This is a genomic window from Zunongwangia sp., assembly GCF_048269745.1.
In the GTDB taxonomy this organism is placed as follows: domain Bacteria; phylum Bacteroidota; class Bacteroidia; order Flavobacteriales; family Flavobacteriaceae; genus Zunongwangia.
The window spans coordinates 25,547-38,324 of the sequence record NZ_JBLXIB010000009.1; the positions used below are offsets into that span (position 1 = coordinate 25,547).

Sequence of the window (12,778 nt, forward strand, 5' to 3'; positions counted from 1 at the left end):
TTTAAAAATATAATTATTGAAGATTTTGTTAATTATTTTTTTCTGAAAAAAGCTTTCACAATTTCAATAATTCTTATAAAATATAGTAATAGCCGCAAAGGTAAACATTTGAAATTATACCTTACTATAAGCTACTTTTAGAAAGTAGATTTTTAAAATTAGTTTTTCGTTTTAAACGACTAATATTTCATAAATAAGATTGCAATTTTGTATTTTTTCCAAAAATTAAAAATTACTTAACAGTTATGAGATTTATCGATCTTAGAAGCGATACTATTACAAAACCGGGACAAGGCATGTTGGAGGCTATGATGAATGCTGAAGTTGGGGATGATGTGTATAAAGAAGATCCATCTATAAATGCATTAGAAGCTAAATTGACGACCTTGTTTGGTAAAGATGAAGCATTATTTTTTCCTACTGGAAGTATGGCAAACCAAGCTGCTATAAAGTTACACACAAAAGCTGCAGAGCAGCTTATTTGTGATAAATGGGCACATGTTTATAATTATGAAGGTGGAGGAGTTAGTTTTAATAGTGGCGTGAGTTGTAAATTGATAGATGGAAATCGAGGAATGATTACTGCAGCCCAAGTAGAAGAGCATATTAATCCGCCTGATTTTTACCATAGTCCACTTACTACTTTAGTTTGCCTTGAAAACACCACTAATAAAGGTGGAGGAGCTTGTTATGATATTGAAGAAATAAAAAAAATCAAACAAGTTTGTACTACGCACGGATTAGGATTGCATTTAGATGGGGCCCGATTGTTTAATGCGTTAGTGGCTAAAGGAGAAAATCCTAAAGTTTATGGAGAATTATTCGATACAATTTCTATTTGCCTATCTAAAGGATTAGGAACACCAATGGGTTCCGTTTTAGTTGGCAATAAATCGATTATGAAAAATGCTTTACGAGTTCGAAAAGTATTAGGAGGAGGGATGCGCCAAGTTGGTTTTATGGGAGCAGCCGGACTATATGCTTTAGAAAATAATATAGAACGATTAGCAGAAGATAACAAACGTGCAGCAGAAATAGCAGAGACATTAAAAACGTTAACTTATGTTGAAAAAGTAGAGCCTGTTGAAACTAATATTGTTATTTTCTCATTGAAAAATGAAGAAAATGAGACTAAATTTTTAAAGTTACTGCAAGCTAAAAATTGTAAAATTAGTCAGTTAGGGAAGCAAACCCTTAGAATTGTAACTCATTTAGATTATACTGAAGAAATGCATCAAGAATTTTTACAAATTTTAAAAAGTATTCAACTTTAATAATTAACAGAATATAAAAGCTCAATAAAAACCTGCAATATCGATATTGCAGGTTTTTTAGTGTCTTTTCTAAGTAAGATTTTAAAATCTTATTTAAACATATTATCTAGCCCAGGAATATTAGGCATACCATCTTTAGCAGCCGCACCTAATTCACGTTCGTTTATTTCTCCAGCTTTAGTTAATGCTTTATTTAACGTTAGCACTAAATAATCTTCCAATTGTTCTTTATCTTCTAAAAGTTCATCTGCAACATTAATGCTTTTTACTTCTCTGGCAGCTGTTACGGTTACTTTTAATAAACCATCGGTGGTTTGTTCATCTATCAGAACAGTTTTTAAGCGTTCTTTCGTTTTTTCTACATTTTCTTGGGCTTCTTTTATTTTACTCATCATGCCCATCATATCTCCAAACATATTTTTCTTTTTTCAAGTTAAGAAGGCAAATTTAGTAAATTCTAATTTTAAATATTACTCGATAATTTATATTCTATTTTAAATAGATAGCTGTTCTATGAATAAACGATTATTAAGTTTAATGTAATGTAATTTACAAGATGAAATAAAGAATCTCTTTACTAATTCTAAATGGAAGCTGTACCTTTGCAATCGTTAAAAATATGTATTTTGAATAAAGAACTGCAACCGCCAAAGGCAAACAAGATAAAAAAGGAGTTAGAAATTCACGGAGATGTGAGAATTGATAATTACTACTGGATGAACGATCGAGAAAATCCGGAAGTAATTGAGTATTTAAATGCCGAAAATGACTATAACAAGCAGCAAACGGCACATACTGAAGAATTTCAGAAAGCTTTATTTGAAGAAATGAAAGGTCGAATTAAGGAAGACGATGAATCAGTTCCTTATCGATTAAATGGATATTGGTATATCACCAAGTTTGAAAAAGGAGGCGATTATCCTATTTATTCCAGAAAAAAAGATAGCCTAGAAGCCGCTGAAGAAATCTTGTTCAATGTGAATCTTTTAGCAGAAGGTTACGAATACTATCGTTTGGGAGGCTTAAATGTAAGCCCGAATAATAAAATGATAGCATTTGGTGTAGATACAGTAAGTAGAAGAAAATATACCATCCAAATTAAAAATTTGGAAACCGGAGAATTATATCCTGAAAAAATAGAAAATACTACAGGAGGCTCTACTTGGGCTAACGATAATAAAACACTGTACTATACTAAAAAGGATGAACAAACCTTACGGAGCCATCAAATATATAAACATGTATTAGGAACTAATCCTGAAGATGACATGTTAGTGTATCAAGAAGATGATGAAACATTTAATACCTATGTTTATAAGTCGAAATCTAAAAAATATTTGGTAATAGGTTCAAATAGTACACTTACTACCGAATATCGAATTTTAGAGGCTGATAACCCTACTGGCAATTTTAGAGTTATTCAATCTAGAGAACGGGGGCTAGAATATAGTATAACTCATTTCGGAGAACATTTTTATATTCTTACTAATAAAGATAAAGCTTTCAATTTTAAATTGATGAAAACGCCAATTCATAATACAACACAAGAGAATTGGATAGATGTTATTCCGCATCGTGAAGATGTTTTATTAGAAGATATCGATATTTTTAAAGACTATTTAGTAGTTGGAGAACGAAAAAATGGACTAAATGAAATCCGTATAATTAGATGGGATCAAAAAGAAGATTATTTTATTCCGTTTGATAATGAAACGTATACAGCTTTTACCTCTATAAATCCGGATTTTGATACTGATATTTTACGATATACGTATAATTCCATGACGACACCAACTTCAGTGATCGATTTCAATATGATTACTAAAGAAAAAACGGTTTTAAAAGAGCAGGAAGTGTTAGGAAGTAAATTTGATAAAGAGAACTATACTTCTGAGCGAATTTGGGCTACTGCAGCAGATGGAACAAAAATTCCTGTTTCTTTAGTGTATAAAAAAGGGATTCAAAAAGATGGTACAAATCCATTATTACAATACGCTTATGGATCTTATGGAGCTACAATAGATCCTTATTTTTCTACAGTTAGATTAAGTTTATTAGATCGCGGATTTATTTATGCTATTGCACATATTCGTGGTGGAGAATATTTAGGTAGAAATTGGTATGAGGATGGCAAATTATTTACTAAACGCAATACATTTACAGATTATATCGATGTTTCCAAACATTTAATAGCTAATAATTATACATCTTCAGAGAAATTATTTGCAATGGGAGGTTCTGCCGGTGGATTATTAATGGGGACTGTTATTAATATGGCTCCGCATCTTTATAAAGGAGTAATTGCGGCTGTTCCATTTGTAGATGTTGTAACAACAATGTTAGATGATAGTATTCCTCTTACCACAGGTGAGTATGATGAATGGGGAAATCCTAATGATAAAGAATACTACGATTATATGTTGTCATATTCTCCATACGATAATGTAATTGCTCAAGATTATCCTAACATGTTGGTGACAACAGGTTTGCATGATTCGCAAGTTCAGTACTGGGAACCTGCAAAATGGGTAGCTAAATTGCGAGAATTAAAAACCGATACGAATCTTTTATTGTTACATACAAATATGGATGCAGGCCATGGAGGTGCATCAGGAAGATTTGAAGCATTAAAAGAAGTAGCAGAAGAATACGCTTTCTTATTCGATTTGGTAGGAATAAACGAGTAAAAACGAAAAAAATCTATTAACTTTGAAAAGTTTTTAAAACATTTTTGGATAATAGCAGCCAAGCTTAAAAAGAACTTCACTTATGAAAGAAGATTTGCAGGTGTACGATAGTTTGCTTCAACTTGTAGGCAACACACCGCTAATACAGTTAAACAAAATAACAGAAGATTTTAAAGGAGAATTTTTTGCCAAATTAGAAGCCTATAATCCGGGGCACTCTTCAAAAGATAGAATAGCACTTTATATTATTGAAGAAGCAGAACGTAAAGGCTTACTTAAAAAGGGAGACACAATAATAGAAACAACTTCAGGGAATACAGGTTTTAGTATTGCTATGGTTAGTATTATAAAGGGGTATAACTGCATCTTGGCAGTAAGCTCTAAGTCTTCTAAAGATAAAATAGATATGCTTCGCACTATGGGGGCAAAGGTGTATGTTTGTCCGGCTCATGTAGCTGCAGACGATCCTCGTTCTTATTATGAAGTTGCTAAGCGTTTAAATCAAGAAATTAAAGGATCTGTTTATATTAACCAGTATTTTAATGAGCTAAATATAGAAGCTCATTACCGATCTACTGGTCCAGAAATTTGGAAACAAACAGAAGGTAAAATTACTCACTTAATAGCATGTAGTGGTACAGGAGGGACAATTTCAGGTACGGCACGCTATTTAAAAGAGCAAAATCCAAACGTTAATATTATAGGAATTGATGCTTATGGATCAGTTCTAAAAAAATATCATGAAACTCGCGAATTTGACTCAGATGAAATTTATCCATATCGAATAGAAGGTTTAGGGAAAAATTTAATCCCAACAGCTACAGATTTTGATGTGATTGATAAATTTATTAAAGTTACTGATGAAGAAAGTGCTCATACTGCTAGAGAAATAGCTAAAACCGAAGGTATGTTGGTTGGTTATACAAGTGGTGCAGCTACACAAGGAGTTAAACAACTTGCAGAACAGGGAGAGTTTGATGAAAATAGTAAAGTAGTGCTTATTTTCCCAGATCATGGTAGCCGTTATATGAGTAAAATTTATAGCGATAAGTGGATGGAAGATCAAGGTTTTTTTGATACTAAAAATGAAGTAAACGCCAAAACTATAGAGTTTATTAAATAATAAAACTATTTTTATTATATAAAATTAAAGCATCTCGATTTGTTCGGGATGCTTTCGTTTTTAGAAAAGAATCCTAATACTTTGTGAAATTGTGGTAAAAAACTGTAATTTTGCATATACATTAAAATACATCTAATGAGAGATCTGTTTGATAAAATTTATAAAGATAAGGGGCCGTTAGGAAAATGGGCAGAACAAGCTGAAGGATATTTTGTTTTTCCGAAGCTTGAAGGGCCTATCTCTAATCGGATGAAGTTTAGGGGAAGAGATATTATCACTTGGAGTGTAAACGATTATTTAGGCTTAGCTAACCACCCAGAAGTAAGAAAAGTAGATGCAGAAGCTGCAGCAGAGTGGGGTTCAGCATATCCAATGGGAGCAAGAATGATGAGTGGGCATACTAGTCTGCACGAAAAACTTCAAGACGAATTGGCGTCTTTCGTACACAAACAGTCGGCTTATTTGCTTAATTTCGGTTATCAAGGAATGGTTTCTACTATCGATGCATTAGTATCTAAACAAGATGTTATTGTATACGATGTAGATGCTCATGCTTGTATTATCGATGGTGTGCGTTTACACTTAGGACAACGTTTTACCTACAAGCATAACGACCTTGAAAGTATCGAGAAAAATTTACAACGTGCAGTTAAAATAACAGAAACTACCGGAGGAGGAATTTTATTGATTTCTGAAGGAGTTTTTGGTATGCGTGGAGAGCAAGGAAGACTGAAAGAAATTGTTGCGCTTAAGAAAAAATATAATTTCAGATTATTAGTAGACGATGCACATGGTTTTGGTACTTTGGGTAAAACAGGTGCTGGTACTGGTGAAGAGCAAGGCGTACAAGATGATATAGATGTTTATTTTGCTACTTTTGCAAAATCTATGGCATCTACAGGAGCTTTTATTGCGGCTGATAAAGAGATTATCGATTATTTAAAATATAATTTAAGATCTCAAATGTTTGCAAAATCGTTGCAAATGCAGTTGGTGATTGGAGCACTAAAACGTTTAGAAATGCTACGAACTAATCCTGATCTGAAACAAAAGCTTTGGGAAAATGTAAATGCATTACAAAACGGACTAAAAGAGAATGGTTTCGATATTGGTACTACGCAAAGTTGTGTAACTCCGGTTTATTTAAAAGGAAGTATTCCAGAAGCAATGGCACTTGTAAAAGATTTACGTGAAAATCACGGTATTTTCTGTTCAATTGTTGTTTATCCTGTAATTCCTAAAGGATTAATCTTATTACGTATGATTCCTACAGCATCTCATACAATGGAAGATATCGAATTAACATTAGAAGCTTTTTCTGCTATTAGAGAACGTTTAGAGAACGGAACTTATAAAAGATTATCTGCTTCTGTAGCTTCAGCAATGGCAAATAAATAGATATAATTAGGACTATTACTATAAAAAAGGTGCTTTTTTTAAAGCACCTTTTTTATTTGAATTAAATTCATATATCAATTTTTTTGAAATTAAATTGTGTTCTAATCTTTTAATTATTACTTTTTTTATAGGCTTTTATACTACCCTTTTTAAAGCTATGTAAAAGCATTCCGAGGATAACCAAACCAATTCCTATATAGAATATATCCGGTAAATTAGCTTTTAAAATTAGAATCTTACCAAGCAAAGCAAAAACGACTTCGGCTGATTGGCTTGCTTCTAATGAAGCTAGAGCTTTTTCATCATTTTGAACTTTATCGGTAGCCATAAAAAATAAAACAGTTGCAATAACACCGGAGCAAATAGCAACAATTAGTGTTTGGTAAACCTGTGGATCGCTTGGAAACTTGTCAATAACAACTCCGTATACCGATAGTAATATCCAAAAAGGTAAACTAGCAATAGTCATAGCTAAGGTTCTTTGTATAGCATTTAAGTTGTAATTAGAAAGCTACATCATTTTTCGGTTACCAAGAGGGTAAGCAAAAGCAGCAATTAAAACAGTAATAGTGTCTAATAAAAGTTGATTTATAGAAATAGATTTAGCCTGATATATTTACATTATTAATATTCCTAAAAGAATAATTAAAGAAAAAACTAAGGATTGAAATGATATAAATTTTTTGTAATTAGTTTTATTTATATTAGGAGATAACAACATGCCTGCTAGAATAGTTATTTGCCATGTACTTGCTACTAACTAATATGGGTCATAAGTATCTGAAAATGTTAATGGTGCATAAGAAATACCAAAACCAATGTTACTCCAAAGTATCCATTGTAAAGGATTTTAATTCATTTCCCCTAGTAAAGTTTTAAGGTTTTTTCTAAAGTACACTAAAGCAAATAACAGTGGAGTAATCATCCAAAAGAAACGAAGTGAAGAGCTCCATACCCAATGTCCGCCATCTACAGACATTAATCGGTTAAATACAAAAGTTACCGCAAAAAACAAGTCAGACAATACACCAATAAATAGTGCTGCCGATTTATCTGATTTCATAAAAGAAATTAATTTTTATTCGATGAACGACTTCTTAAAATATAAATAATCCGGCTTTATTTCAAAAATAAGATCTCGAATTCTTTGAAAAATTAATGGCTATTCTGAAGTAAATTCAAACTAGTGTATAGGTAGAAATTTTAGATAATCAATTAATAATTTTTTCCAGTCTTTCTATTTAGACCATCTTGTTTTTTTACAAACTCATTGTCTTTATGAAAATCTAAACGATACGAAAAACCAACTTCAGCATGCCACCTAGAAGGTGTGTTTTTAGTACTCATTGCTCCAGAAACATCTAATTGTAAATCTTTGTTTAATAAGTAGGCACCACCAACTCTAAAAAGATCATCAGCATAAATATCACTTATAATCCCTTGATATTCTCCAAAAACTGCCCATTTTGGATTAAAACTGTGGGTAAGTGTTGCAATACCAGTATAAGAAGGATATTCTTGAGTAAATTTATCAGCAATAAAATTCATCACAAAAACCCACTTACCCCAATTATTTTGAGTTATTATGGCTGCTTTAGGAGAATATTTAGATTCTCCTTCATAACGGAACGGATTATTGTTTTGTAATTCAATATTTGCACCTCCATAAACTGAAATGGCAGGTATTAATAGGCTCCAATCGAATTTCTGATTGGCTTTCCAGCTTCTAACATTAATTTTTCGACCAATATCGTTATTTTTATATGGGTCGTAAACCATAAATTTAATACCGAGAGTATTATATTTAAAATTCTTTAATTTTTCTTCCTTTTTTTCTCCTCCTTGGATATATGAGGTGGTTTGTGAAGTATAGTTCCCTTGTAAGCTTATTTCTAATATGTCGGTTAATACCCCAATTCTTAAAGCATAATTACTGCCATATATATCTTGAGTTTGTTTTAATAGATCATGATCGGTTTCTTCATAAAATCCGGCAGCTTCTAATTGATAAACACCAACTCCTACAGAATAAGCTCCTTGTGAACGGCCGGGTAAATTTGAATTTATAGTTTCAGTATATTGCGCATGACTAATCATACATAAAAGCGTAAAAACGCTAAAAAGGAATACCTTTTGATAGAACATAATCACTTTTTTAAACTCAAATATAATTTAAATAATTGTTTATTTAGGAATGTCACCTTTAACATTGTAATGTGTAATTTCTATTTTTGTAAAAAATAAAACTATGTATCAAGCAGATTTTTCTGGAATTATACGAACACTTTTAATCGTGTTGCTTGTGTATTTCGGATTAAAAATATTTTTTAAATACTTTGGTCCTATTTTGCTAAAGTATGCTATGAAGAAGATGGGTAAAAAATTTCAAAGTCAGTTTAACCAACAATTCAATTCTCAGCAGGCAAATACGTATGCTTCAGAGAAAGAAAAAGAAGGTAAAGTTTCTATAGATAAGTGTCCTCAAAAGAATAGAAAATCAAATAAAGAAGTAGGAGAGTATATCGATTATGAAGAAATTGATTAATTTCGGGTTTCTTATAATTTTACTTTTTTATAATAGGCAAAAATAAGCGAGCTTTTATGGCTAAAATTAAACAATTTTTACCGCATATCTTGGTTTTACTGGGGTTTGTAATAATAGCTTTATGCTATTTTAATCCGGTTTTAAAGGGAAAAGAAATTTTTCAGAGTGACATTGTTCAATATATTGGGATGTCTAACCAACAATCTCAATTTAGGGAAGCTACCGGCCAAGAACCTTATTGGACAGATGCTGCGTTTGGAGGAATGCCAACATATCAATTAGGAGCGCACTATCCACATAATTATGTTAAGAAATTAGATTCGGTATTACGATTTTTGCCTCGTCCTGCCGATTATCTTTTTTTATATTTTATAGGATTTTATATTTTATTACTTTGCTTAAAGATCGATTATAAGCTTGCTTTTTTAGGGGCAATTGCGTTTGGATTTTCAACTTATTTTATCATTATCTTAGGTGTTGGCCATAATGCCAAAGCCCATGCTATTGCTTATATGCCAATGGTTTTAGGTGGGATAATTTTAACTTTTCGTCAGAAACTAGTAGGAGGTTTTAGTCTTTTGGCAGTTGCTATGGCCCTCGAGATTCAAGCTAATCACTTCCAGATGACATATTATTTGCTATTGTTAGTAATAGTGTTAGGAATTGTTTATTTAATTGATGCTTTTAAAAATAAAAAACTTCCGCAGTATTTTAAAGCTTTGGGAGTTATGCTTGTTGCAGTTATTTTAGCGATAGGGACTAATGCAACCAACCTTATTGCTACGCAAGAATATACTTCACATAGTACACGTGGAGATACAGGACTAACCATTACACCAGATGGAGAGCAAAAGCCTGAAGCAGGTTTAACTTACGATTATATTACTACATATAGCTACGGGATTTTAGAAACACTCGATTTATTCGTGCCTGGATTTATGGGTGGGAGTGGAGCTGAAAATGTAGGTGAAAATTCAGCATTATATTCTGAATTAATGAAAATAGGAGCTTCTCCTGTTCAAGCCAAAAGTTTTGTTGAGAATGCACCAACTTATTGGGGGGATCAACCTATTGTTGCTGGACCGGCTTATATAGGAGCAACATTATTATTTTTATTTGTTTTCGCATTATTTTTAATTCGTGGCCGATTAAAATGGTGGGTTGTTGGAGGCTCAATTTTAGCATTATTACTTTCTTGGGGTAAAAATTTTGGTTTCTTTACTGAGTTTTTTATTGATTATGTACCATTCTACAATAAATTTAGGGCTGTTTCTTCAATACAGGTTCTCATTGAATTATGTGTTCCGTTACTGGCTATTGTGGGCTTAAGTTGTGTATTTGGAAACAAGCATACTAAAGAAGAGAAAATAGAAGCTTTAAAGTGGAGTACTATAGTTACAGCTGGTTTAGCCTTAGTATTAATACTCTTTAATTCTTTTTTATTCGATTTCAGCGGAGCTAGAGATGCAGGCTTACAACAGCAATTAGGCTTAGATTTAATGCGTGCTTTAAAAGAAGATCGCCAAGCGATGTTAACCAACGATGCCATACGTAGCTTTATTTTTGTAGCCTTAAGCATTGCTTTAATTTGGTTCTTTATTCAAGAAAAAATTTCTAAAAAATTGATTATTGGTGGATTTGCTATTTTATTTTTAGCCGATTTGGTACCTGTAGCACGTCGCTATGTAAATAATAGTGATTTTGTGAATCCGAGACAAATGCAAAAGCCTTATCAGGCAAATGCAGCCGATAAGCAAATCATGAAAGACACTACTCGATATCGAGTATACGATCTTAGTGCTAGTCCTTTTAACAGCGCTAGAGCTTCTTATTTCCATAATAGTATTGGAGGATATCATGCTGCAAAACCGGGAAGAATGCAGGATTTATACGATTTCTATATTTCAAAAAACAATATGAAAATACTAAACATGCTGAATGTGAAGTATTTTATTATTCCTGCTGAAAAAGGATTACAAGTTCAACAAAACCCGGGAGTTTATGGAGATGCTTGGTTTGTTAGAGATGTAAAATGGGTAGCCAATGCAAACGAAGAAATTAAAGCCTTAAAAGATACCGATTTAAAAGATGCTGCTATTATCGATTCTCGCTTTAAAGATGATATTAAAACCGATTTTGTTTATGATGAAATTGGGAAAATTGAATTGGTAAGTCATCAGCCTAATAAACTGGTTTATAAAACTCAAGCTTCTATTCGTCAGTTAGCTGTTTTTTCAGAAATGTATTATCAGCCGGGATGGCAAGCATATTTAGATGGGAAAGAAGTTCCGCATGCTAGAGCCGATTATGTGTTACGAGCTATGAATATTCCGGAAGGAACCCATACCGTAACCTTTAAATTTGAACCTCAGGTAATTCAAACCGGAGGAACTATTGCAATGGCTAGTTCAATTTTATTGATAGTGTTAATTGGTGGTGGTTTCTTTTTTGCTTATCGAAAAAATAAGTTATGAAAAAAGTGCTGATTGTTACTTACTATTGGCCACCTGCCGGAGGACCAGGAGTACAGCGCTGGTTAAAATTTGTAAAATATTTAGAAGATTTTGGAGTAAAACCAATAGTGTATATTCCAGAAAATCCAAATTATCCGTTGCTCGATGCTTCTTTTGAATCTGAGGTACCGGATAATTTAGAAATCTTAAAACAACCTATTTTTGAACCTTATAAATTAGCTTCTTTTTTATCGAAAAAGGACACTAAAACAATAAGTTCTGGTATTATTCAACAGAAAAATAAGCAAGGATTTATTCAGAAGTTAATGTTATATATTCGGGGTAATTTTTTTATTCCTGATGCTCGAAAATATTGGGTTAAGCCATCGGTGAAGTTTTTAAAATCGTATTTAAAATCTTCAAATATCGATACAATTATTACAACTGGGCCTCCACATAGTTTGCATTTAATCGGATTTCATTTAAAAGAACAATTATCTGTAAGATGGATAGCTGATTTTCGCGATCCATGGACGCAAATAGGCTATCATAAAGAGTTAAAGCTGACTAAATCTTCAGCAGCAAAACATATTCAGCTCGAAAAAGAAGTTTTACAGCAAGCAGACCAAATAATAACGACAAGTTTTACAACAAAAGCTGAATTTCAGCAAAAAACAACAACACCAATTGAAGTTATTACTAATGGTTTTGATGCTGAACCGAAAAATGTGGATTTGGATGAAAAATTCACAATTTCACATATAGGGTCGTTACTTTCTGGTAGAAATCCTGAAGTTTTATGGAAAGTTTTAGCTGAAATTTGTAAAGAAAATAAACAGTTTAAAGCCGATTTTCGATTGCAACTATATGGCGCTGTAAGTAACGAGGTAATCGAGTCTATAACAAGTAATGGTTTAGAAGAAGAACTAGATTTAGGAGGGTACATTAGCCATAAAGATGCATTATCGGTACAGCATAAAACACAATTACTGCTTTTAATTGAAATTAATTCTGAAGAAACTCGTGGGATTATTGCTGGAAAGTTATTTGAATATTTAATAGCAAAACGGCCTATTTTGGCTATTGGTCCTGCAAAATGGGATGTTTCTAAAATTATTACTGAAACTAAATCGGGAGAAAGTTTTTTATATGAAGACTCAAAAAAGCTGAAAAAATATATTCTCAATTCTTATCAAAAATATCAAGAAAACCAATTAATTTCCAATAGTGTAAATATTCAAAATTATCATCGTAAAAATCTAACAGAGAAGCTTGCCAAATTAATAAAACATTAGCGT

At 32.2% G+C, this 12,778-nt stretch carries 10 protein-coding genes and 1 pseudogene; 7 read left to right on the forward strand and 4 right to left on the reverse strand.

What is annotated here, in order from left to right; all coding sequences use genetic code 11:
* Nucleotides 1-245 precede the first annotated feature (245 nt).
* The gene (locus ACN0WI_RS11225) at nucleotides 246-1,274 is read left to right on the forward strand and encodes a threonine aldolase family protein (protein WP_417886928.1); all 1,029 of its coding nucleotides are present in this window, start codon (nucleotides 246-248) and stop codon (nucleotides 1,272-1,274) included.
* 89 nt (nucleotides 1,275-1,363) lie between these two features.
* On the opposite strand, the gene ACN0WI_RS11230 is transcribed toward ACN0WI_RS11225, so the two are convergent.
* On the reverse strand, nucleotides 1,364-1,690 hold the full coding sequence (locus tag ACN0WI_RS11230) for a YbaB/EbfC family nucleoid-associated protein (RefSeq protein ID WP_417886930.1): 327 nt from the start codon (nucleotides 1,688-1,690) through the stop codon (nucleotides 1,364-1,366).
* Between the two features lie 171 nt (nucleotides 1,691-1,861).
* Between ACN0WI_RS11230 and ACN0WI_RS11235 the strand changes: the two genes are divergently transcribed.
* The 3 genes from ACN0WI_RS11235 (at nucleotide 1,862) to ACN0WI_RS11245 (ending at nucleotide 6,482) form a co-directional block, all read left to right on the forward strand.
* Nucleotides 1,862-3,961, forward strand: coding sequence for a S9 family peptidase (locus tag ACN0WI_RS11235; RefSeq protein ID WP_417886932.1), 2,100 nt, complete (start codon nucleotides 1,862-1,864; stop codon nucleotides 3,959-3,961).
* Between the two features lie 82 nt (nucleotides 3,962-4,043).
* Nucleotides 4,044-5,084 (forward strand): PLP-dependent cysteine synthase family protein, encoded by a 1,041-nt coding sequence (locus ACN0WI_RS11240; RefSeq protein WP_417886933.1) that lies wholly within the window; start codon nucleotides 4,044-4,046, stop codon nucleotides 5,082-5,084.
* Between the two features lie 135 nt (nucleotides 5,085-5,219).
* Nucleotides 5,220-6,482 carry an aminotransferase class I/II-fold pyridoxal phosphate-dependent enzyme gene (locus ACN0WI_RS11245; protein WP_417886935.1) on the forward strand — a complete coding sequence of 421 codons (1,263 nt, stop codon included), beginning with the start codon at nucleotides 5,220-5,222 and terminating at the stop codon, nucleotides 6,480-6,482.
* Between the two features lie 109 nt (nucleotides 6,483-6,591).
* Here the strand turns inward: ACN0WI_RS11245 and ACN0WI_RS11250 are convergent.
* The 3 genes and pseudogenes from ACN0WI_RS11250 to ACN0WI_RS11260 all read right to left on the reverse strand — a co-directional run.
* A pseudogene (locus tag ACN0WI_RS11250) lies at nucleotides 6,592-7,320 on the reverse strand (multidrug resistance efflux transporter family protein); the annotation flags it as partial.
* Between the two features lie 12 nt (nucleotides 7,321-7,332).
* Complete coding sequence (locus ACN0WI_RS11255; RefSeq protein WP_417886937.1) at nucleotides 7,333-7,545, reverse strand: hypothetical protein; 213 nt, start codon at nucleotides 7,543-7,545, stop codon at nucleotides 7,333-7,335.
* Between the two features lie 152 nt (nucleotides 7,546-7,697).
* Entirely contained in the window at nucleotides 7,698-8,627 is a 930-nt protein-coding gene (locus tag ACN0WI_RS11260) for a transporter (protein WP_417886939.1), read from the reverse strand.
* A 103-nt stretch (nucleotides 8,628-8,730) separates the two neighbouring features.
* Between ACN0WI_RS11260 and ACN0WI_RS11265 the strand changes: the two genes are divergently transcribed.
* Genes ACN0WI_RS11265 through ACN0WI_RS11275 form a run of 3 tightly spaced genes read left to right on the forward strand, consistent with a single transcriptional unit; the run spans nucleotide 8,731 to nucleotide 12,775 of the window.
* Nucleotides 8,731-9,027, forward strand: a complete 297-nt coding sequence (locus tag ACN0WI_RS11265) for a DUF4834 family protein (protein ID WP_417886941.1) — start codon at nucleotides 8,731-8,733, stop codon at nucleotides 9,025-9,027.
* Nucleotides 9,028-9,083: 56 nt separating this feature from the next.
* Nucleotides 9,084-11,501, forward strand: coding sequence for a YfhO family protein (locus tag ACN0WI_RS11270; protein ID WP_417886943.1), 2,418 nt, complete (start codon nucleotides 9,084-9,086; stop codon nucleotides 11,499-11,501).
* Nucleotides 11,498-12,775, forward strand: a complete 1,278-nt coding sequence (locus tag ACN0WI_RS11275) for a glycosyl transferase family 1 (protein ID WP_417886944.1) — start codon at nucleotides 11,498-11,500, stop codon at nucleotides 12,773-12,775. The genes ACN0WI_RS11270 and ACN0WI_RS11275 overlap by 4 nt, the downstream gene beginning before the upstream one ends.
* Nucleotides 12,776-12,778 lie beyond the last annotated feature (3 nt).

What these genes read in the sequence shown, in the direction of transcription:
- ACN0WI_RS11225 (WP_417886928.1), top strand. Translation starts at nt 246, where the DNA reads ATGAGATTTATCGATCTTAGAAGCGATACTATTACAAAACCGGGACAA.
- ACN0WI_RS11230 (WP_417886930.1), bottom strand. Translation starts at nt 1,690, where the DNA reads ATGTTTGGAGATATGATGGGCATGATGAGTAAAATAAAAGAAGCCCAA.
- ACN0WI_RS11235 (WP_417886932.1), top strand. Translation starts at nt 1,862, where the DNA reads ATGGAAGCTGTACCTTTGCAATCGTTAAAAATATGTATTTTGAATAAA.
- ACN0WI_RS11240 (WP_417886933.1), top strand. Translation starts at nt 4,044, where the DNA reads ATGAAAGAAGATTTGCAGGTGTACGATAGTTTGCTTCAACTTGTAGGC.
- ACN0WI_RS11245 (WP_417886935.1), top strand. Translation starts at nt 5,220, where the DNA reads ATGAGAGATCTGTTTGATAAAATTTATAAAGATAAGGGGCCGTTAGGA.
- ACN0WI_RS11255 (WP_417886937.1), bottom strand. Translation starts at nt 7,545, where the DNA reads ATGAAATCAGATAAATCGGCAGCACTATTTATTGGTGTATTGTCTGAC.
- ACN0WI_RS11260 (WP_417886939.1), bottom strand. Translation starts at nt 8,627, where the DNA reads ATGTTCTATCAAAAGGTATTCCTTTTTAGCGTTTTTACGCTTTTATGT.
- ACN0WI_RS11265 (WP_417886941.1), top strand. Translation starts at nt 8,731, where the DNA reads ATGTATCAAGCAGATTTTTCTGGAATTATACGAACACTTTTAATCGTG.
- ACN0WI_RS11270 (WP_417886943.1), top strand. Translation starts at nt 9,084, where the DNA reads ATGGCTAAAATTAAACAATTTTTACCGCATATCTTGGTTTTACTGGGG.
- ACN0WI_RS11275 (WP_417886944.1), top strand. Translation starts at nt 11,498, where the DNA reads ATGAAAAAAGTGCTGATTGTTACTTACTATTGGCCACCTGCCGGAGGA.